This window comes from Phenylobacterium sp. J367 (genome assembly GCF_024699985.1).
In the GTDB taxonomy this organism is placed as follows: domain Bacteria; phylum Pseudomonadota; class Alphaproteobacteria; order Caulobacterales; family Caulobacteraceae; genus Phenylobacterium.
The window spans coordinates 854,245-873,006 of the sequence record NZ_JAJONA010000001.1; the positions used below are offsets into that span (position 1 = coordinate 854,245).

General features: G+C 71.5%; 15 protein-coding genes and 4 pseudogenes. 5 read left to right on the top strand and 14 right to left on the bottom strand.

Translation table 11 applies throughout. From position 1 onward, the window contains the following. Positions 1–54: 54 nt before the first annotated feature. A pseudogene (gene putA, locus LRS04_RS04700) lies at positions 55–3,145 on the bottom strand (bifunctional proline dehydrogenase/L-glutamate gamma-semialdehyde dehydrogenase PutA). Between the two features lie 102 nt (positions 3,146–3,247). Between putA and LRS04_RS04705 the strand changes: the two are divergent. Further along, on the top strand, positions 3,248–3,718 hold the full coding sequence (locus tag LRS04_RS04705) for a winged helix-turn-helix transcriptional regulator (protein ID WP_257815377.1): 471 nt from the start codon (positions 3,248–3,250) through the stop codon (positions 3,716–3,718). Positions 3,719–3,820: 102 nt separating this feature from the next. Here the strand turns inward: LRS04_RS04705 and LRS04_RS27605 are convergent, their stop codons facing one another. The 4 genes from LRS04_RS27605 to LRS04_RS04720 form a co-directional block, all read right to left on the bottom strand. Then, the gene (locus tag LRS04_RS27605) at positions 3,821–4,159 is read right to left on the bottom strand and encodes an OmpA family protein (RefSeq protein WP_374573786.1); all 339 of its coding nucleotides are present in this window, start codon (positions 4,157–4,159) and stop codon (positions 3,821–3,823) included. Continuing rightward, positions 4,122–4,979: an outer membrane protein gene (locus tag LRS04_RS04710; RefSeq protein WP_374573793.1), complete on the bottom strand. Its 858-nt coding sequence runs from the start codon at positions 4,977–4,979 to the stop codon at positions 4,122–4,124. Before LRS04_RS04710 ends, LRS04_RS27605 begins: the two co-directional genes overlap by 38 nt. A gap of 567 nt (positions 4,980–5,546) precedes the next feature. Next, on the bottom strand, positions 5,547–7,337 hold the full coding sequence (locus tag LRS04_RS04715) for a cation:proton antiporter (RefSeq protein ID WP_257815378.1): 1,791 nt from the start codon (positions 7,335–7,337) through the stop codon (positions 5,547–5,549). Between the two features lie 98 nt (positions 7,338–7,435). After that, complete coding sequence (locus tag LRS04_RS04720) at positions 7,436–7,567, bottom strand: hypothetical protein (protein ID WP_257815379.1); 132 nt, start codon at positions 7,565–7,567, stop codon at positions 7,436–7,438. Between the two features lie 26 nt (positions 7,568–7,593). Between LRS04_RS04720 and LRS04_RS04725 the strand changes: the two genes are divergently transcribed. After that, the gene (locus tag LRS04_RS04725; RefSeq protein ID WP_257815380.1) at positions 7,594–8,025 is read left to right on the top strand and encodes a copper chaperone PCu(A)C; all 432 of its coding nucleotides are present in this window, start codon (positions 7,594–7,596) and stop codon (positions 8,023–8,025) included. A 314-nt stretch (positions 8,026–8,339) separates the two neighbouring features. Here the strand turns inward: LRS04_RS04725 and hisG are convergent. From hisG to hisS, 4 genes and pseudogenes are all read right to left on the bottom strand, one after another. After that, a pseudogene (gene hisG / locus LRS04_RS04730) lies at positions 8,340–9,290 on the bottom strand (ATP phosphoribosyltransferase). After that, complete coding sequence (locus LRS04_RS26565; RefSeq protein WP_308238073.1) at positions 9,287–9,967, bottom strand: ATP phosphoribosyltransferase regulatory subunit; 681 nt, start codon at positions 9,965–9,967, stop codon at positions 9,287–9,289. The pseudogene hisG and the gene LRS04_RS26565 overlap by 4 nt, the downstream one beginning before the upstream one ends. Before the next feature lie 85 nt (positions 9,968–10,052). Continuing rightward, a pseudogene (locus LRS04_RS26570) lies at positions 10,053–10,496 on the bottom strand (ATP phosphoribosyltransferase regulatory subunit); the annotation flags it as partial. Next, positions 10,409–11,879, bottom strand: a pseudogene (gene hisS, locus LRS04_RS04740) (histidine--tRNA ligase). The pseudogenes hisS and LRS04_RS26570, both read right to left, overlap by 88 nt. A 324-nt stretch (positions 11,880–12,203) precedes the next feature. Here hisS and LRS04_RS04745 point away from each other — a divergent pair. Continuing rightward, positions 12,204–12,434 carry a hypothetical protein gene (locus tag LRS04_RS04745; RefSeq protein ID WP_257815381.1) on the top strand — a complete coding sequence of 77 codons (231 nt, stop codon included), beginning with the start codon at positions 12,204–12,206 and terminating at the stop codon, positions 12,432–12,434. A gap of 148 nt (positions 12,435–12,582) precedes the next feature. Here LRS04_RS04745 and LRS04_RS04750 read toward each other — a convergent pair whose 3' ends face one another. After that, complete coding sequence (locus LRS04_RS04750) at positions 12,583–12,873, bottom strand: hypothetical protein (protein ID WP_257815382.1); 291 nt, start codon at positions 12,871–12,873, stop codon at positions 12,583–12,585. 1 nt (position 12,874) lies between these two features. Between LRS04_RS04750 and LRS04_RS04755 the strand changes: the two genes are divergently transcribed. Next, the gene (locus LRS04_RS04755; RefSeq protein ID WP_257815383.1) at positions 12,875–13,552 is read left to right on the top strand and encodes a cytochrome P450; all 678 of its coding nucleotides are present in this window, start codon (positions 12,875–12,877) and stop codon (positions 13,550–13,552) included. A gap of 115 nt (positions 13,553–13,667) precedes the next feature. Here LRS04_RS04755 and pgi read toward each other — a convergent pair whose 3' ends face one another. From pgi to LRS04_RS04775, 4 genes are all read right to left on the bottom strand, one after another. After that, on the bottom strand, positions 13,668–15,284 hold the full coding sequence (pgi, locus tag LRS04_RS04760; RefSeq protein WP_257815384.1) for a glucose-6-phosphate isomerase: 1,617 nt from the start codon (positions 15,282–15,284) through the stop codon (positions 13,668–13,670). 29 nt (positions 15,285–15,313) lie between these two features. Continuing rightward, positions 15,314–15,772: a redoxin domain-containing protein gene (locus tag LRS04_RS04765; RefSeq protein ID WP_257815385.1), complete on the bottom strand. Its 459-nt coding sequence runs from the start codon at positions 15,770–15,772 to the stop codon at positions 15,314–15,316. 189 nt (positions 15,773–15,961) lie between these two features. Next, a complete protein-coding gene (locus LRS04_RS04770; protein WP_257815386.1) occupies positions 15,962–16,312 on the bottom strand; it encodes a thioredoxin family protein in 351 nt (116 codons plus the stop codon). A gap of 83 nt (positions 16,313–16,395) precedes the next feature. Further along, positions 16,396–18,018 (bottom strand): protein-disulfide reductase DsbD domain-containing protein, encoded by a 1,623-nt coding sequence (locus LRS04_RS04775; protein ID WP_308238278.1) that lies wholly within the window; start codon positions 18,016–18,018, stop codon positions 16,396–16,398. Positions 18,019–18,234: 216 nt separating this feature from the next. On the opposite strand from LRS04_RS04775, the gene LRS04_RS04780 reads away from it, so the two are divergent. Further along, entirely contained in the window at positions 18,235–18,627 is a 393-nt protein-coding gene (locus tag LRS04_RS04780; RefSeq protein ID WP_257815387.1) for an acyl dehydratase, read from the top strand. Positions 18,628–18,762 lie beyond the last annotated feature (135 nt).

Here is an 18,762-nt window from a genome sequence, read left to right on the forward strand (position 1 = left end):
GCGGGCGCGCGCCGGCGGCCATGACCGCCGGCGCCAAACCCGTGATCGGCCGTATCAGATGTCCAGGTTGAGCAGGGCCGGGTCGCCGCCCTGGGCGGCGATGTTGACGCTGACCGCACGTTCCACCGCATAGCGCAGCAGGGCGTGTGGCCCGCCCGCCTTCGGGCCGGTGCCGGAGAGGCCCTCGCCCCCGAACGGCTGGACGCCCACCACCGCGCCGATCATCGAGCGGTTCACATAGATGTTGCCCGCCGGCACCGCCGCCTGGACGGCCTCGGCGAACGACTCCAGGCGGCTGTGGACGCCGAGCGTCAGGCCATAGCCCGAGGCCGCCACCGGGCCCGCCGCCTTGTCGAGCTGCGCCGGGTCGTAGCGGATGACGTGCAGGATCGGGCCGAACACCTCCTTCGGCAGGAAGCTGGCGTCCTGGATCTCGGCGAGGGTCGGCGCGAAGAAGTGGCCGCCGGCCGGCGTCGCGATCCGGTGCAGGACCTTCGCCTCCCTGGTCAGCCGCTCCACGTGAGCCTCGAGTGCGCCCCGCGCATCCTCGTCGATGACCGGCCCCACGTCGGTGCGGGGGTCGGCGGGATCGCCCACCACCAGGGTGTCCATCGCCCCCTTCAGGCCCTCGATGATCAGGTCGGCGGTCTCGTGCGGCAGGAACAGCAGCCGCAGCGCCGAGCAGCGCTGGCCGGCCGAGCCGTAGCCCGACAGCAGCACGTCATCGAGCACCTGTTCCCGCAGCGCCGTGGTGTCCACGAACATGGCGTTCAGGCCGCCGGTCTCGGCGATGAACGGCACTATCGGACCCTGGCGGGCGGCCAGGGGAGCGGTTGATCGCCCAGGCGGTATCGGTGCCGCCGGTGAAGGCCACGCCGTCGCAACCCTTGTGGCTGATCAGGGCCTGGCCGATGGTCCCGCCCTCGCCCGGAACAAGATGCAGCAGGTTCGGGTCAAGGCCGGCCTGATGGAACAGCTTCACCGCCTCGGAGGCGATGATCGGCGTCTGCTCGGCGGGCTTGGCCAGCACGGCGTTGCCGGCGGCGAGCGCCGCGGCGATCTGGCCGGTGAAGATGGCCAGCGGGAAGTTCCAGGGGCTGATGCAGGCGAAGACGCCGCGGCCGCGCAGGTAGAGGCGGTTGGTCTCGCCCACCGGCCCCTTCAGCGTCTCGCCATGGGCGAACTGCTTCTCCGCGAGGCTCGCATAGTAGCGGCAGAAGTCGGCGGCTTCGCGGACCTCGGCGATGCCGTCCTGCAGGGTCTTGCCGGCTTCACGCGCGCAGATGGCGATCAGCCGGTCGCGGTGGGCCTCGAGCGCATCGCCCATGGCGCGAAGAACCTTCGCCCGGCGCTCGCCGCCGAACGCGTCCCAGGCCGGCTGGGCCTTCGCCGCGGCTTCATAGGCGGCGTCGACGTCGCGCAGGGTGGCTTCGGACACGCGGCCGACGGTGACGGTCGTGTCGGACGGCGAGAGGCGGGCGGAAGCCCCCTGCCCGGCCAGCACATGGCCGCCGACGATGGGCCCCGCCTCCAGCGGCGGAAGGGCGGCGACGGCGGCCTGCAGACGGGCGCGGTCGGCGGCGATGGACAGGTCGAGGCCGGTCGAGTTCCTGCGGCCGGGCCCGTAGAGATCGACCGGCAGCGGGATTCGCGGATGCGGCGCGCCGCCGGTGGCCTCGACGGCGGTCACCGGATCGGAGACCACCTTGGCGACCGGGGTCCGCTCGTCGAGCAGGGCGTGGACGAAGGAGGTGTTGGCGCCGTTCTCCAGCAGGCGGCGCACGAGGTAGGGCAGCAGGTCCTCGTGGCTGCCGACCGGCGCATAGACCCGGAGCGGGAAGTCGCCGTAGCGCTCCTGGGCGGCGGCGTAGAGCGCCTCGCCCATCCCGTGCAGGCGCTGGAACTCGCAGGCCAGGCCCGCCTGCCGCGCCATCAGTCGGACGGCGGCGAGCGTGTGGGCGTTGTGGGTGGCGAACTGGCCGTAGAGGTGGGGCGCCGACGCCAGCAGGACGCGCGCGCAGGCCAGATAGGAGAGGTCGGTCGCGGCCTTGGTCGTGTAGACCGGATAGCCGGGCAGGCCCGCCACCTGGGCGCGCTTGATCTCGCTGTCCCAATAGGCGCCCTTCACCAGGCGGACCATCAGCCGGCGGCCGCTGGCGCGGGCGATTCCGGCCACCGCCTCCACGACCTTGGGGCTACGCTTCTGGTAGGCCTGAAGCGCGAGGCCGAGGCCCGTCCAGGTGCCGAGCTCCGGCGCATTGGCCAGCCGCTCCAGGATCTCCAGCGAGATGGCCAGCCGGTCGGCCTCCTCGGCGTCGAGGGTGAAGTTGATGTCGGCTTCCGCGGCCTGGGCCGCGAGCCGCAGGACGCGGGGATAGAGGTCGGCGAACACCCGCTCGGCCTGGCGGGCCTCGTAGCGCGGCGAGAGCGCCGAGAGCTTCACCGAGATGCCGTGGCCCGCCTCGGGACCCTGGCCCTTGGCGCCCTTGCCGACCGTGGCGATGGCGGCGGCGTAGGCGGCCTCGTAGCGGTCGGCGTCGGCGTCGGTGCGGGCGCCTTCGCCCAGCATGTCGAAGGAGCAGACGAAGCCCTCCTGGGCCGCGCGCCGGATCGCCTTGTCGATGGTCGAGCCCAGGACGAACTGTTCGCCCATGATGCGGACGGCGGCCCCGACCGCCTTGCGGATCACCGGCTCGCCCAGCCGGCCGGCCAGGCGCTTGATGAAGCCCGAGAGGTCGCGGCGGGCCTCCTCGTCCGGGTCGATGATCTTGCCGGTGAGCATCAGGCTCCAGGTGGAGGCGTTCACCAGGAACGAATCGGACCGGCCGGCGTGGCTCGCCCAGTCGGCCGAGGAGATCTTCTCGGCGATCAGCTTGTCGCGGGTCTCCTCGTCCGGCGTCCGCAGCAGGGCCTCGGCCAGGCACATGAGCGCCAGGCCCTCGCGCGTCGAGAGGCTGAACTCCTGCAGGAAGCTCTCCACCACGCCCTGGCGGTCGGCCGAGCGCCGCGCGGCGCGCACCAGGGCCTCGGCCTCGTCGCGGACCTGTCCCCGTTCCTCGAACGACAGCGGCCGGGCCTCCAGCGCCGCGGCGACGGCCGCACGCTCGTCGATGAACTTCAGGTCGTCCAGGTGATCGAACGGCACGGGATGCCTCCTGCGATGGTTCGTCCGGCATAACGCCGGGATCGCCGGATGTGCTACGTCTCTAGGCCGATCCACCCCAGGACCTGCGGCGAAGAGGGCGATATGGCGAACAACGTACGGCTGGACGACACGGACCGCCGGCTGCTGCGCGTCCTGCAGGCCGACGGGCGCATCAGCAACGCCGAACTGGCCGACCGCTGCAACCTTTCTCCGTCGGCCTGCTCCGATCGGGTGCGCAGGCTGCGGGAGGCGGGCTACATCACCGGCTTCGCGGCCCTGCTGGATCCCGTGAAGGTTGACCGGGGCGTGCTGATCTTCGTGGAGGTGCTGCTCGACCGCACCACGCCAGAGGTGTTCGACACCTTCGCGGCGGCCGCCCGGCGCAGCCCGGACGTCCTGGAGTGCCACATGGTGGCCGGCGGCTTCGACTATCTGATCAAGGCCCGGGTGAAGGACCTCGCCGCCTGGCGCGTGTTCCTGGAGGAGGTGCTGGTCCGGATCCCCGGCGTCCGCGAAACCCGCACCTACGCGGTGCTGGAAGAGGTGAAGTCCACGACGCAGCTGCCGGTGTAGCTGCCGCGCCCTCGGCGATGGGGGGCGGCGGAAAAGCAAAGAGCCCGGCGTTTCCGCCGGGCTCCCGCTTAGTCATCCAACCTTACCGGTCGGCGATCGAGATCACGGAGCGATGTCGATCGTCGAACGACGGTTCAGCGGTTCCTTCACGCCGTCGCCGGTGGCGACCGCAGGCATCGTCTCACCCTTCCAGTCGACGGAGAGCGAGGTCTGGTTGATGCCGGCCGAGACCAGAGCATCAGCCACGGCCTTGGCGCGGCGTTCCGACAGGCGGACGTTGTAGGCCGCCGAGCCGGAGGTGTCGGCGTGGCCGACGACCACGACGCGGGCCGCGTTGCCGTTACGGGCGTAGTTCGCAGCTTCCGTCACCACCGTCTGGGCTTCCGGCGTCAGGATGTACTGATCAAACGGGAAGTAGACGATGAACTGCCGGGCTTCCATGGCCGGCGGCGGCGGAGGCGGCGGCGGCGGGGGAGGCGGCGGGGGCGGCGGGGGCGGCGGGGGGCGGCGGCGGCGGCGGCGGCGGGGCGAACGAGTACCGCAGGCCGACGGTCACCGACTGGTCGCGGTATTCGCCGCTGAACACGCCGGGTTGCAGGGTGTTGGTGCCGGTGGAGGCGAAGTCGACTTCCGAACCGCCGAGATAGCGGTAGGTCAGGTCGACGTTCAGGCGGTCCGTGGCGCGCCAGGCGAGGCCGGCGATGAGCTGCCACGCGAACGCGGTGTCGTCGTCGTCGATCGCCAGGTTCTGGATCGCCGGGCCGGAAGCGGCCGTGAACGGCGGGGTGCCCGGGATGTTCGAGAACTGGCCGAGGGCTTCCATCGACACGTGGTTGATGCCGATACCGGCGCCCACGAACGGATTGACGGTCGAACCGGGGAGGAAGTCGTAGAGGACGTTCCCCATCACGGTCCAGGACGTCAGGTCGCCATCCGGAGCGTTACAGGTCGGAGCGGCCGCGGTGCGGACCACGCCGGGGGTGCAGAGGCCGACGACCGAGTTGGTCGAGCCGCCGCGGACCGACTCGAGGTCGCCGCCGCGGTAGCCGAGCTCGAGCTCGACGCGCCAGTTGTCATTCAGCTGGTAACCGAGGCGGGCGAAGCCGGCCCAGTCGTCTTCCGAATTGAAGTCCCAGGTATAGGGCGAACCGTTGGCCGCGTTGGCCGACGAGGTCGCCTCGAAGCTTTCCGGCCAGTGGTAGCCGAGATCGACGGCGCCATACCAGCCGACTTGCGCAGCGGCCCCGGAGGCGGTGAACACCGCCGCCAGAGCGGCCCCTGCCAGGGAGTTTCAATTTCATAATCAGAGCCCTCTCGTTGCCCTATGTGCTGCGGCCGATTGACCCAGCATCGTTATATCAAGGCCGGTTGGCTGCGTAAGTGTCGCCGGAGCCACACTCAGACCGCAATTTCCCCAGCCGCACGAACCTAAGCCAGGACGCTATACGACGATACCCTCCGCAATCAACGTCGGGTGGAGACCTGAGGCCCCCTGTAGATCGACCTGCGGGTCGCCTGGCGAGCTCCCGACGGTCGAAACCTTGCCTCTGGACCTCGCGCCGTCTTGCGCATCTTCGGCGCGCCGCAGAACGGCCCGACGCGAAGTCCTTGGATTATCTTGTAAAGTTGTCCGAATGACGCAGCTTGCCGGGCGCACGGTCGCGCGCGTTCCGAATGCTTGGCGTACGGATAAGCCTGCTCGCATCCCCCGGTCCCAACGTCGCGCGAACCCCTTCCACGCTGCCCCACAACGTCCACGGCTGTGCTTGGTTCCAAACACCGTGCACGGCCAAGCTCGGTTTTCTTTTCGCCGCTTTTCCGGCGCCGATCAGGCGTCCTCCGCCCGCCGCCGGGCGCGGGTCCTGCCGCCGAGCGAGTCGGGGCGGTTCAGCTCCCTTCGATAGGCGTCCCGGCGTTCGTGGATCGAGGCGATGACCAGCCCCATGGGCACGCCGATCTCCACGAGCAGGGCCTCGGAGAGCTGCAGGCTCGCCTCAACCGTCTCGGGCACCGCGTCGGTGGCCCCCAGTTCATAGAGACGCTTGGCGTGGCGGGCGTCACGGGCGCGGACGACGATGGTCAGGTCCGGGCGGAGCGCGCGGGCGGTGGCGACAATGGCCTCGGCGCCTTCCGGGTTGTCCATGGTGACGACGAGGGCCAGGGCCTCGGCCAGGCCGCAGCGCTGTAGGAACTCCGGCCGTCCCGCGTCGCCGTAGAAGATGAAGTCGCCCGCGCGCCGGGCCTGCTCGACGATCTTCGGGTCCGATTCGGCGGCCACCCAGGCGATCTCGTGGTTGCCCAGCATCTCGCCGACGAGCCGTCCGACCCGGCCATAGCCGGCGATCAGCACACGGCGTTCCACCGGGCGCTCCCCTTCGGTCTCGGCGGGCTCGGCCGGCTGCTCGGCCGGCGTGAGCTGCCGCCCGCCGATCTTCAGGCCGGCCGCCGCCAGGAACGGCACGGCGAACATCGACAGCGTCACCGAGACCAGCACCGCCTCGCCGAGAGTGCGCGGCACGAGGTCCTGCTGCATCGCCTGGCCGAGGATGACGAAGGCGAACTCGCCGCCGGCGGCGAGCAGCAGGGCGGTCTCCGCGGCGCGGCGGGCCTGCAGGCCGAACAGCCGCGCGAGCCCGAACACCACCGCGCCATTGACCAGGATCAGCCCCGCGGCGCCGGCCAGGATCGGCAGCGGCGAAGAGAGCAGGAGGGGCACGTTCAGGCTGATCCCCACAGACAGGAAGAACAGGCCGAGCAGCAGGCCCTTGAAGGGCTCGATCACCACCTCGACCTCGTGGCGGTACTCGGTCTCGGCCAGCAGCAGGCCGGCGATGAAGGCGCCCAGCGCCATGGAGAGACCGGTGAGCGCGCTGACCAGGCCGGCGCCGATCACGACGAGCAGGCAGGCGGCCATGAACAGTTCCTCGCTGCGCGCCTTGGCCACCGAACGGAGCATCGGCCTGAGCAGCAGCCGGCCGATGACCAGCAGGATCACGACGCCAAGCGCGGCGGTGGCGAAGGAGATGAACAGCTGGGCCGGGCCGCCCGCCGTGCTGGTGCGCCCGAAGAGGGCCAGCGTCACCAGGATCGGCGCCACCGCCAGGTCCTGGAACAGCAGCACGGAGAAGGTGGTCCGGCCCGCGACCGCGTGCTGCCGTTTGCTCTCGGTCAGGATCGGCATGACGATGGCGGTGGACGACAGCGAGAGCGCCGCGCCGATCGCCAGCGCGGCCTCAGGCGGGGCGCCGAACAGCACGGCGACGCCGGCGATCGCCGAAAGGCACAGCGCCACCTGCAGGGCGCCGAGGCCGAACACATACTTCCGCATACGGCGCAGGCGCTCCCAGGAGAGCTCCAGCCCGATCATGAACAGCAGGAAGACGACCCCGAACTCGGCGAGCTGGGCGACCTCGTCGGCATTGTCGATGGTGACGACCGACAGCCAACCCACGTCCTGGGCGAGCCGGCCGAGCACGCCGGGGCCCAGCAGCACGCCGGCGCCCAGGAACCCGAGGATCGGGCTGATCTTCCAGCGGCGGAACAGCGGCACGACAATGCCGGCGGTCGCCAGGAACAGCACAACGTCCTTATAGGCGCCCGGCTCGACGTGGCCTTCCATTCCCCCTCCTTCGTGCGACGAGGCGACTATGGCGCACGGCGGGCGGCTTGAGAAATCCGCTCCACACCGTATTAACCCCCGCCATGGCGTCCGCCCGGTCAATGCGAAGGCCCGCCGCGGGACGTCCCGTCGCCGCGCTCATCGGCCTGTTCGCGCTCCTGATCCAGGCCCTTGTCCCAGCCGCCCAGCCGCCAAGCGCCGGCCGCCAGCATCATTGAGGATCGCGCCATGAAACCCCCTGATCGCCGCCGCCGTCGTGATCGCCACGACCCTCTCCACGCCGGCGCTCGCCCAGGCCGGACTGACCGTCACCCAGGCCTGGAGCCGCCCCGCCGCGGCGGGGACCACGGGCGCCGGCTTCTTCGCGCTGAAGAATTCGGGCCGCGTGGCCGACGCCCTGGTGGCCGCCGAAAGCCCGGTCGCCCGCAAGGTCGAGATCCACCGATCCAGCATGACCGGCGGCGTGATGCGGATGAGCAAGCTCGACCGCGTGCCGGCGCCGGCCGGCGGCGAGGTGCTGTTCGCGCCTGGCGGCTACCACCTGATGCTGATGGGCCTTACCCGCGCGCTCAACCCCGGCGACAAGGTCCCGCTGACCCTCACCTTCGCCAGCGGCGCAAAGATCAAGACTGAGCTGGCGGTGGGCTCGGGCCAGGGCGCGCCCGCGCGAGACCACAGCCACCACTGATGGCGGAGCGGTCGCGCGGTCCGTAGGCGTCGCCGGATATTTTTGACACATCTGTCAAACGGGCGGGTGCGCGCAAAAGAATTGGCCCGCCAGGGGGATAATCCTGGCGGGCCATCTTTGAGCAGTCGCTCGAATGAGCGGGCGTTTCCTCCCGAAACGCCGGAGACCTCAGGACTGATGCCTTCATGTCTCTCGCCAGATGACAAAACGGCAATTTCCTGCCCGAGTCAACGGGCCGAAACGCCGTTCCGGGCAAGGGTTGATCAGAATTTCGCGAGGAATCCCAAAATTTACGGCGTCTTTTGACAGAACCGTCAAAGAACTTGTTTTGCCAGTTCGTTATACGCCGGACAGTCCACTTCGTGGACGAAATCCGGCCGCGAGGCTGTTACCGGTCCCATTCCGGCCGCGGTCAGCGCTGTCGCCGCACTGGCGATCTGGGAGGCTGCGACCAGCAGACCGTTGGGCCGACGCGACGCCCCCGCCGCCACCAGCGCATCCACGACGGCGGCCTCGGCCTGGTCCCCGACGATGGCCAGATAAGGGTGGCGCTGCGGAGCGCGCTGGCCCGGGCTTCCGCGACGCGGAGCAGACGCTCGGCCGCCGAAAGCTGGGTCCTCGTCCAGCCGGCGCGCAGGCTCGCCGCCAGTTGGGCCTGGCTCCTGAGGATCACCCCGTCGGCCAGGGTCTTCAGTCCGTTGGCCTGCAACGTTGCGCCCGTGGTGGTGATGTCGACCACGAGTTCGGCTGCGCCCGAGGCCGGCGCGCCCTCGGTGGCGCCCGCCCGATTCGACGATCCGGTAGTCGGCGACGCCGTGCCGGGCGAAGAACGCCCGCGTTTGGGCCAGGTACTTGGTGGCGACCCGCATCCGCCGGCCGGTGCGAGCCAAGTAGTCGTGGGCCACCTCCTCGAGGTCGGCCATGGTGTCCACGTCGAGCCAGCTCTTCGGCGCGGCCACCACCAGGTCGGCCCGGCCGAAGCCCAGCGCGCGCAGCAGCAGGATCCGGCCGTCCAGCTCGCCCTGCTCGCGCAGCAGGTCCTCGCCGGTGACGCCCAGGTGGACCTCGCCCGCGGAAAGGGCGTCGGCGATGTCGCCGGCCGACAGCAGCCGAACCTGACAGCCCGGCACGCCCTTCAGCTCGGCGAGGTAGCCGCGCGCGCCGCCGCTCACCTGCAGCGGCACGCCGCAATCGGCCAGCCAGGCCTCGACCTGCTCCTTGAGCCGGCCCTTCGACGGGATGGCGAAGATCAGGGGATCGCTCATGCCTCGCCTCCCGCCCAGGCCCGCCAGGGCCGGACCATGCAGCCCACGGCGCGGGCGTCGGCCGCCCCGCCCAGCCGGGCGAGCAGCGTGTCGTAGCGGCCGCCCACGGCCACCGGCCGGTCGGCGCCGAGCGCGTCGCTGCGCACCTCGAAGGTGAGGCCGTCGTAGTATTCGAAGGCGTGGCCGAGGGCCGGGGCGAAGCGGAGGCGTTCCGCCGGCGCCGCCAGCGCCTTCAGCCGCGCGTCCCAGCCGGCGAGCGCGGCGGCGAGGGCGGGCGCCGTGTCGCCGGCCAGCGCCCGCACCTTGGCGAGGCCGGCCGCGGGCGCGTCGGAGATGGCCATGAACTCGCGGATCGCGGCGGCCTGGCCCTCGGTGAGCGCCGGGGCCGAGGCGGCCTCGGCCTTGCGGACGAGGCGGGCGGCGATCTCGGCGGGGCCGCGGCCGCCGACGGGCTCGACGCCGGCCAGGGCCCAGACCTCCTGCAGCAGGGTCGCGGCCTGGGCCTCGGTGAGCCCGGCCAGCATTCCGGCGAGCTGCGAACCCTCCGTCGGTTCGGACGCGCCGGTGCGCGCCAGCTCGGCCTGCAGCAGCCGCGGACGGCCCGCCACCCGCTTCAGCCGCGCGGCGACGCCGGCCGGCAAACCCAGGCTCTCGATGAAGGCGGCGAACAGCGCCACGTCGCCGAGCCACAGCGTCAGGTCCTTTGCGGCCGCCGGCCTCCGCCGCGCGCCAGGCCAGGCTGGTCGCCTCGACGTCGGGAGTCAGGGTGTCGGAGCCGCCCTTGGCGAACAGCTCCAGGCCCACCTGCAGGAACTCCTCCGCCCGGTCGGCGTCCGGCGAGGCGCGGAAGGCCGGCCCCTCGTAGAAGTAGCGCCCTTCGCCATTGCCAGCCTCGATGTGCCGGCGCGCGATGGCGACGGTGAAGTCCGGGCGCAGGCAGGCTTCGGTTCCGCCCTCCGACTGGACCACGAAGAGCCTGGCCCGCATGGCCTCGCCGGCCAGGTCGAGCATCAGGCCGAGCGGCTGCAGCAGCGGCGCATCGGCGGCGCTCGCCCCCGCCCCAGCCAGAGGCGCGCGGATCGCGGCCAGCGCATCCGCCGGAACGGGCGGCTCGGTCCTCATGAGCCGGCGTCCAGGATCTTGCGGACCGTAGCCACCAGTTCGGACCGCGCCACGGTCTGCTGGCCCGGCCGCTGCTCGCGCCATTCGGCGTTGTCGGTGACCTTGCGGGACAGTTCGCGGCCGAGGTCGAGGTCCTTGATGGTGACGGTCCCGGCCTTCAGCTCGTCCTCGCCGACGATCACGGCGGCGGGCGAGAGGCGCCGGTCGGCGTACTTCATCTGCGCCTTCATGCCGGACTGGCCGAGGTAGACCTCCGCCGGGATGCCCGCAGCGCGCAGCTCGCCGGCGACCGCGAAATAGTCGGCCATCAGGGCCTGGTCGAAGACGATGACCACCACCGGGCCGCGGACCTGGGCCGTGAGGTCGCGGTTCGCCGCCCGGAGCGCCGCCGCCAGCCGCGAGACGCCGAAGGAGAAGCCGGTGGCGGGCGTCCGCTCGCCGGTGAAGCGGGCCACCAGGTCGTCGTAGCGGCCGCCGCCGCCTACCGAGCCGAAGCGCATCGGCTGGCCCTTCTCGTCCAGGGTGGAGAGCAGCAGCTCGGCCTCGAAGACGGGACCCGTGTAGTACTCCAGCCCGCGCACCACCGAGGGGTCGATCAGCGCCCGGTCGGGGCCGACGCCCAGGCCGGTGAGCGCCGCGTCGATGGCGGCGAGCTCGGCCAGGCCCGCGTCGCCTTCTTCCGAGCCGCCGACGACATTGGCGAGCGCGTCGAGGGTCTCGCGCCGCCCGCCGACGCCGGCGGCGGTGAAGGCCAGGACCCGCTCGGCGGCGGCCGCGTTCAGGCCCGCGCCCTTGGTGAAGGCGCCGGACTCGTCCTTGCGGCCTTCGCCCAGCAGCAGCCGCACCCCGTCAGGGCCGAGCCTGTCGAGCTTGTCGACCGCACGCAGCACGCCGAGCTTCTGGCCCTCGTCGGTGACGCCGGCCGCGGTCATCAGCCCGTTCAGGAGCTTGCGGTTGTTGATCTTCAGGATCGCCGAGCCGGACGGCAGGCCGGCGGCCTCCAGGCCCTGGGCCGCCATGGCGATGATCTCGGCGTCGGCCTCGGGCCGCGCGGAGCCCACGGTGTCGGCGTCGCACTGGGTGAACTCGCGGAAGCGGCCCGGCCCCGGCTTCTCGTTCCGCCACACGGTCCCGAAGGCATAGCGGCGGAAGGGCTTGGGCAGGGTCTCCCAGTTCTGGGCGGCGAACCGGGCGAGCGGCGCGGTGAGGTCGTAGCGCAGCGCCATCCACTGCTCGTCGTCGTCCTGCAGGGCGAAGACGCCCTCGTTGGGGCGGTCGGCGTCGGGGGAGGAACTTGCCGAGCGCATCGGCATATTCGAACGCACCGGTCTCAAGCCGCTCGAAGCCGTAGCGCTCATAGATGGCGGACACCGCGTCCAGGATGGCGCGCTCGGCGGCGAGGTCGCGGGCGCGGCGGTCGACGAAGCCGCGCGGGGCGCGCGCCTCGGGGCGGACGGGATCGGTCATGGCGCGCGCTTAGCCTCTCGGGGCAGCGGGCTCAAGGAAGGAAGGCGCATACTCGGGTCCTCAGGTCTCGGAGAGGACGGAGCTGCAAGCAAATGCCCTGGCCCCGTCCGGTTCGGCGGGGCTGCAGGTGCGGTCGCGTCAGGCCAGACGATCCCGGACCGAGCCCTCGCGGGTCGGATGGTGGTGGTGGCCGTGATGGTGCGCGACGCGGGTCATCGGGGCGGGCCTATAGCGGAGCCGGCGGCCTCTGTCATCCGCGTAACGCGCTCTTGGATTTCGTCGCGTAACGCGCGTTACGCTCGCGGAAAGCTCCGGGAGGACGCCATGCAGCTCGTCAGCGACACCATCGAGACCACCTATCGGACGGGCCACAAGTATCCGGCGATCTACCCGCCGAGCGCCGCCGAGCTGTGGAATCCCGAGCGCTTCACCCACGGTCCGCCGCTCGACGACCTCGCCCGCCTGCGCCGCGAGGCCCCGTCGCCTGGAACGCCGAGCCGAACGACCGGCCGGGCTTCTGGTCGGTCACCCGCTACGAGGACGTCATGCGGGTGAACAGCGACTACGAGACCTTCTCCTCCCAGAAGGGCGGCATCCTGATGCATCACCAGAAATCGGAGATGCAGCTCGCCCGGGCGTCGCTGGACGCCATGATCACGCTGGACGCCCCGCTGCACATGCAGCTCCGCCGCGAACACATGCCCTATTTCACCCCGCCTACCTGCGCGGGCTGCAGGGCAAGGTGGAGGCGGAGGTCACCCGCCTGCTCGACGCCATGGCGCCGCTCGGCAAGTGCGACCTGGTGCCGATGCTCTCGGCGCAGCTGCCGCTCTTCACCCTTTGCGAGATCCTCGGCGTGCCGCAGGAGGACCGGCCGAAGTTCCTGCACTGGATGCACTTCCTGGAGATGGCCAACTCCTTCGCCGCCGAACGCGCGGCGCAGGCGGGCGGCAACGTGGGAGGCGCTGGCGGCCGAGCTGCCGCCCGAGGCCAAGATGTTCCTCGACGCCTTCACCGCCGCGGTCCAGGAGATGTTCGAGTACGGCCGGACCATCCTGCACAAGCGCCGGCTGGACCCCCAGCCCGACCTGCTGAGCGCCATCGCCCGGGCCCAGGTGGACGGGGAATTCCTGGCCGACGAGTACCTCGACGGCTCCTGGCTGCTGATCGTCTTCGCCGGCAACGACACCACGCGGAACACCATCTCCGGGGCGATGGAACTGCTGACGACGTTCCCGGACCAGAAGGCCAAGCTTCTCGCCAACCCCGGCCTGATGCCGGGCGCCGTCAACGAGATCATCCGCATGGTGAGTCCGGTGCTCTACATGCGCCGTACGGCCACCAAGGACGTTGAGGTCGCCGGCCAGCGGATCGCCGAGGGCGAAAAGGTGATCATGTACTACTGCTCGGCCAACCGGGACGAGGCGATGTTCCCCGATCCCGACCGCTTCGACATCGAGCGGCCCAACGCCGACAAGCACATCGCTTTCGGGTACGGCCCGCACACCTGCATCGGCAAGCAGGTCGCCAAGCTGCAGCTCGAGGCGGTCTATCGCCAGCTCCTGGCCCGCTTCCCGGACATCCGCCAGGCCGGCCCGAAGGACGTGGCGCCGAACAACTTCGTCTATGCGATCCGGTCCATGCCGGTGGAATTCACGCCGGAAGCAAAATAACACCGCTCATCCCGGCGAAAGCCGGGATCCAAGCTGCCTCTCCGAATGGACTGCGGCTCCAGGCGACCGGATGCCGATTGGACCCCGGCTTTCGCCGGGGTGAGCGGCATTTGGATTAGCCGCGAAGCCGCGCAATGAGCGCAGCCGTCGAGGGGTCGTGCGCCCCCGACTGCCCGCCCGTCAGCTCGCCCAGCACGCGGCTGGCCAGAGTCTTGCCGAGCTCGACGCCCCACTGGTCGAAGCTGTTGATGCCCCAGAGCACGCCCTCGACGAAGGTCTTGTGCTCGTAGAGCGCGACGAGGGCGCCCAAGGTCCCGGGCGACAGCCGGTCCATCAGGATGAAGCTCGACGGCCGGTCGCCCGGGAAGGTGCGCTGCGGGGCCAGCGTCTCGATCTCCGCGGCCGGGACGCCCTTGGCGAACAGTTCGGCGCGGACGTCCTCTTCCGTGCGGCCGACCATCAGGGCCTCGGCCTGGGCGATGGCGTTGGCCAGCAGCTTCTTCTGGGCGGCCGGATCGCCCTCCGAGCCCTGCGCCACCGCGACGATGTCCAGCGGGATCACGTCGGTCCCCTGGTGCAGCATCTGAAAGAAGGCGTGCTGGACGTTGGAGCCGGCGTCGCCGAACACCGCCACCGCCGTGGCGTGCTTCACGGGCTTCCCGTCGAAGGTCACCCGCTTGCCGTTGGATTCCATCTCCAGCTGCTGGAGGAAGTTCGGCAGCAGCCGCAGGCGCTGGGCGTAGGGCACGACCGAGCGGACCGCGCGGCCGAGGCCGTTGCGGTTGAAGACGTGGGCCAGCGCCAGCAGCACCGGCGCATTCGACTCCAGCGGCGTCTCACGGAAATGCGCGTCCATCGCCGCGCCGCCGGCCCGGAAGGCGTCGAACGCCTGAGGGCCCAGCGCGATCAGGCAGGAGAGCCCCACCGCCGACCAGACCGAATAGCGGCCGCCGACCCAGTCCCAGAAGCCGAACACCTGGTCGTCGGCGACCCCGAAGGCGCGGGTCAGGTCGAGCGCCGTGGAGACCGCGACGAGGTGGCTGTCACCCTGCGGACCGAGCGCGTCGCGCAGCCAAGTCCGCGCCGTCTCGGCGTTGGTCATCGTCTCCTGGGTGGTGAAGGTCTTGGAGACCACGACCACGAGGGTCTCTGCGGGATCGAGACCGACGAGCGCCTGCTGGATCTCCGCCGGGTCGACGTTGGCGGCGAACCGAAGCTCGATCTGCGGGTCGAGGGGCCGTAGCGCTTCCCAGACCAGCCGCGGCCCAAAGTCGGAGCCGCCGATGCCGATGTGCAGGATCGCCCGGAACGGCTGGCCCGTGGCGCCACGCCGCGCGCCGGAGCGCACGGCCTCGGCGAAGGTCCGCATGCGGCCGAGCACCTCGTCCACCTCGGCGGAGACCGGCTGGCCCTGGGCCTTGAAGCCCGCCCCTTCGGGCGCGCGCAGCGCCATGTGCAGGACGGCGCGGTTCTCCGAGGCGTTCATCGTCTCGCCGGCGAACAGGCGTTCGCGGGCGGCCTCCAGACCGCTGGCGCGGGCGAGGTCCAGCGCCTCGGCCAGGTCGCCGAGCGACCAGGGCTGCTTGGAGAGGTCCAGCGTCAGGCCCGCGGCGTCGACCGTCAGCTTCGCCAGCCGGTCCGGCTCCCGGTCGAACAGGCTCGCGATCCGGCGCACGCGGGCGCGCTCCGCAGCGGCGTGGAGGGCCGCCCAGGCGGCGTCGACGTCGGACAAGCTGACCTCTCTTCGGAATTCGCCGGCCGTCAGTCGGCCGACGCGTACTTAACCCCGCAGCCGTACGGTCGGGTCACGGCCCTGGCCACCGGACGGCCGGCCTTCACGTCGGCGAGCGCCGCGGCGACGTAGTTCGTCGCGCCCTTCAGGCTCGACGGCTCGGCCGACGCCTTGTCGTCGATGCCGCCCATGTAGACGAGCGTCCCGGCCGGATTGACGACGAACATGTGCGGAGTGGTCCGGGCGTCATAGGCGCGGCCGACCTTGCCGGTGGGATCGAGCAGGACGGCGCTGGAGGCCGCCTTCTCCTTCGCCTTCCACTGCCGGGCCTGCGGGCCGTTCAGGTAGCCCTGCATCTCGGGGGCCGATGAGACGACCGTGAGCCAGACCACGCCGTCGGCGGTCGCCTGCCGCTGGAGGCGCTGCATGGCGCCGGCGTCGTAGTGCTTGCGGACATAGGGACAACCCTCGTTGGTCCACTCCAGCACCACCGTCTTGCCCCCTGAACTCGGCCAGCGACCGGACCTTGCCGTCGGCGTCGGCGGCCTGGAAGGCGGGGGCCGGCTGGCCGAGTTGGGGCGCGGCCGCGGCGGGCAGCGCCAGGGCGGCCAGGCCGCCGAAGGTGATGGCAAGCGCGGTACGACGGCGGATCGGCATCGGCAGGTCTCCCGGTTTCGTCAGCGGCGGGCGGCGGTCTCGAGAGCCTTGATCACCGTCCCCTCGGTCAGGATGTTGGGCAGGATATCCGGCTCGCCGCCCTTCGCGCCATACACGAGATAGAGCGGAACGCCGGCCCGGCCGTGCCGGGCGAGCTCGGCGGCGATGACCTCGTCCTTCCGCGTCCAGTCGGCCTTCAGGTAGGCGACGTTGTTGGCCGCCATGGCGTCCGCCACGCCCTGGCGGGAAATCGCGACCTTGTCGTTGACCTGGCAACTCACGCACCAGGCGGCGGTGAAGTTGACCATCACCGGCCGACCCTCGGCCTGCAGGGCGGCGACCCGCTCGGGGCTCCAGGCCTCGTAGGGCACGGCCGCGTCCGCGCCGTCGACGGGCGCGCCGGAGGCCGGGGGCGGCGCGTAGCCTCCCCAGAGCCCGATGGCCGCCGCCAGGATCAGGAGCGCCGCGGCGGCGCCACCGGCGAGGGGGAGGTCCGCGCCGCCGCCCGGCTCCGCTGCCAGAGGCCGGCGGCCCACAGGGCGGCGGCGAAGACCACGGCCGCCGCCAGGATGCGGGCGAGGCCGGCGGCGTCGACCTGCTGGGCGAGCACCCACACCAGCCAGGCGGCCGCCCCGTACATCGGGAAGGCGAGCATCTTCTTGAACGCGTCCATCCAAGGGCCGGGCTTCGGCAGGCGGGCGAGCAGGGCCGGCGCGAAGGCCACCACCACGAACGGCAGGGCGAAGCCCACGCCTAGCGCCAGGAAGACCGCCAGCGCCGCGACCGGCGGCTGGATCAGCGCCCAGCCGAGCGCGGGGGCCATGAAGGGGCCGTGCAGGGGGGCGGCCACCACCACGGCCAGCACGCCGGTGAAGAAGGCGCCGCCCAGTCCGCCGCGCGACGCCAGGCCCGTGCCGGCGCCCTGCAGCGACGTCCCCACCTCGAAGACGCCCGAGAGGTTCAGCGCCACGGCGAGCATGAGGAGCGCGAGGCCCGCGACCACCTGGGGCGACTGGAGCTGGAAGCCCCAGCCCACCGCAGAACCCGCCGCCTGGAGCGCGATGAGGGCGGCGGCCAGCACCAGGAAGCTCGCCACCACGCCGGCGCCGAAGGCCAGGCCCTGCCAGCGTGCGGCCGGCGCTTCGTGGGCGTGGCGCGCCAGCGAGGCGGCCTTCATCGCCAGGATCGGGAAGACGCAGGGCATCAGGTTGAGGATCAGACCGCCCAGGAAGGCGAAGAGGATCGCCACCGGCAGGCCGAGGCCCACCGCGCCGGCCGGCGGCGCGGCCTTCACCGGCGGCGGACCGAGCCCGCTGGTTCCGGCGGGCGCTGGACCCACGGCGGCCGAGACCTCGAAGGCGCGGCCGTCGGCCAGCGCCAGCACGCCGTCCAGCGCCTGGGGTCCCGGAGAGACCTGGAACTCGTCGCCCGGCGCAATGGTCAGCGTCAGGCCTTCGGGTCCGCGCTCGATGCCCTGGGGCGCCGCATGGTCGAGCACGCCCGCATCGAAGGGGAAGAAGTAGGCGTCGGCGAAGTCCGCGCCTTTCAGCGCCGGGCCGGCGATGGCGAGCGACAGCTTCGGGTCGCGCTTCTCGAACGCCGCGGAGAGCCCCGCGGGCTTCGGCGCGGCGGCCAGCGCCTTGCCGATCGCCGGGCCCCACCTGCCATCAGGCGCGGCGGGCTGGGCGGTCACCGGCAGCGCGAGCCTCACCTCGCCCTTCTCGGGGATGCAGATCTCCTCGCAGACCAGGAAATAGGCCGTGCCGGACAGCGTCACGGTCTCGCCGGGCCGGGCGTTGGCCGGCGCCGTCACGGTGAACGGCAGGAGCACCTCGCCCTCGTAGCCGTAGTTGACCAGCGGCCCGACCGGCAGGCGCTTCGGCGTCGGCCAGACGAACTCGCCGACACCCCAGCCGGCGGGCGCCGGGTCCCACTCGATCTTGGTCGCCTCGCCGGAGCTGCCGGGGTTCCTCCAGTAGGTGTGCCAGTGGTCCTGGATCTTCTGGCGCAGCGCGGCATGGATCGTCTGGCCGGGCGCGATGCCCCTGCGCCTCGGCGACCAGCTCGGTCTCCAGATGGCCGGTGTTCACGGGCTGCGCGGCCGCCGCGCCGGCCATCGCCAGCACACCAAGGAGCCCCGCCAGGAAACGCTTCATCCGCTCACCCGTCCCGCGCATTCAGGCGGCTATATGGCGCGGGTTCCCCGCCGACGCAAAGCGGGCTCGACAGGCGCCTCGGCGAGCGGCACACCAACGGGGAATCCTGTTCCGTCAAATCGGGAGTTTGAGCGTCCGTGCCCGCATCCTTCGACGACATCGAGATCGGTCAGGTCGTGCCGCTGGGCGCGGCCGCCATCGACAGCCAGGCCCTCGAAGCCTTCGTGGGGGCCTTCACCCCCGGCTGGACGGTCGACCGCGGGGCGCCGGACTCGATGGTCTTCGCGATCTGGGCCCGGCTCGACGCCATCGCCCACACCGACTGGCCGCAGACCAAGCGGCTGGGCGTCGACGCGCTGCGCTGGGTGCGAAACCCGCCCGCCGGCGAGCTGCTGCGCGGCCGCATGACAGTGATGGCCAAGGATCCCGTCGGCGAGGGCAAGGGGATCGTCATCTGCCAGCACGACCTGCTCGACGAGGCCGGCCGTCTGGTCTTCTCCTGCCTGACCCGCAGCGTCTTCGCGCGATAACGCCCTTCTACCCTTGCGGGAGAAGGTGTCGCCGTCGGCGACGGATGAGGGGTCGCGCCGACTTTGCAGAAGCGAAGAGGGGGTCCCGCGGCGATGCCGAGAGACCCCTCATCCGGCCCCTGACGGGGCCACCTT

Excerpts from the sequence above, each read along its gene's own strand:
- LRS04_RS04720 (WP_257815379.1), bottom strand. The coding sequence starts at position 7,567 with ATGGCGCGATCCTCAATGATGCTGGCGGCCGGCGCTTGGCGGCTGGGC.
- LRS04_RS27605 (WP_374573786.1), bottom strand. The coding sequence starts at position 4,159 with ATGGAAGCCCGGCAGTTCATCGTCTACTTCCCGTTTGATCAGTACATC.
- LRS04_RS04715 (WP_257815378.1), bottom strand. The coding sequence starts at position 7,337 with ATGGAAGGCCACGTCGAGCCGGGCGCCTATAAGGACGTTGTGCTGTTC.
- LRS04_RS04705 (WP_257815377.1), top strand. The coding sequence starts at position 3,248 with ATGGCGAACAACGTACGGCTGGACGACACGGACCGCCGGCTGCTGCGC.
- LRS04_RS04755 (WP_257815383.1), top strand. The coding sequence starts at position 12,875 with ATGTTCCTCGACGCCTTCACCGCCGCGGTCCAGGAGATGTTCGAGTAC.
- LRS04_RS04745 (WP_257815381.1), top strand. The coding sequence starts at position 12,204 with ATGCAGCTCGTCAGCGACACCATCGAGACCACCTATCGGACGGGCCAC.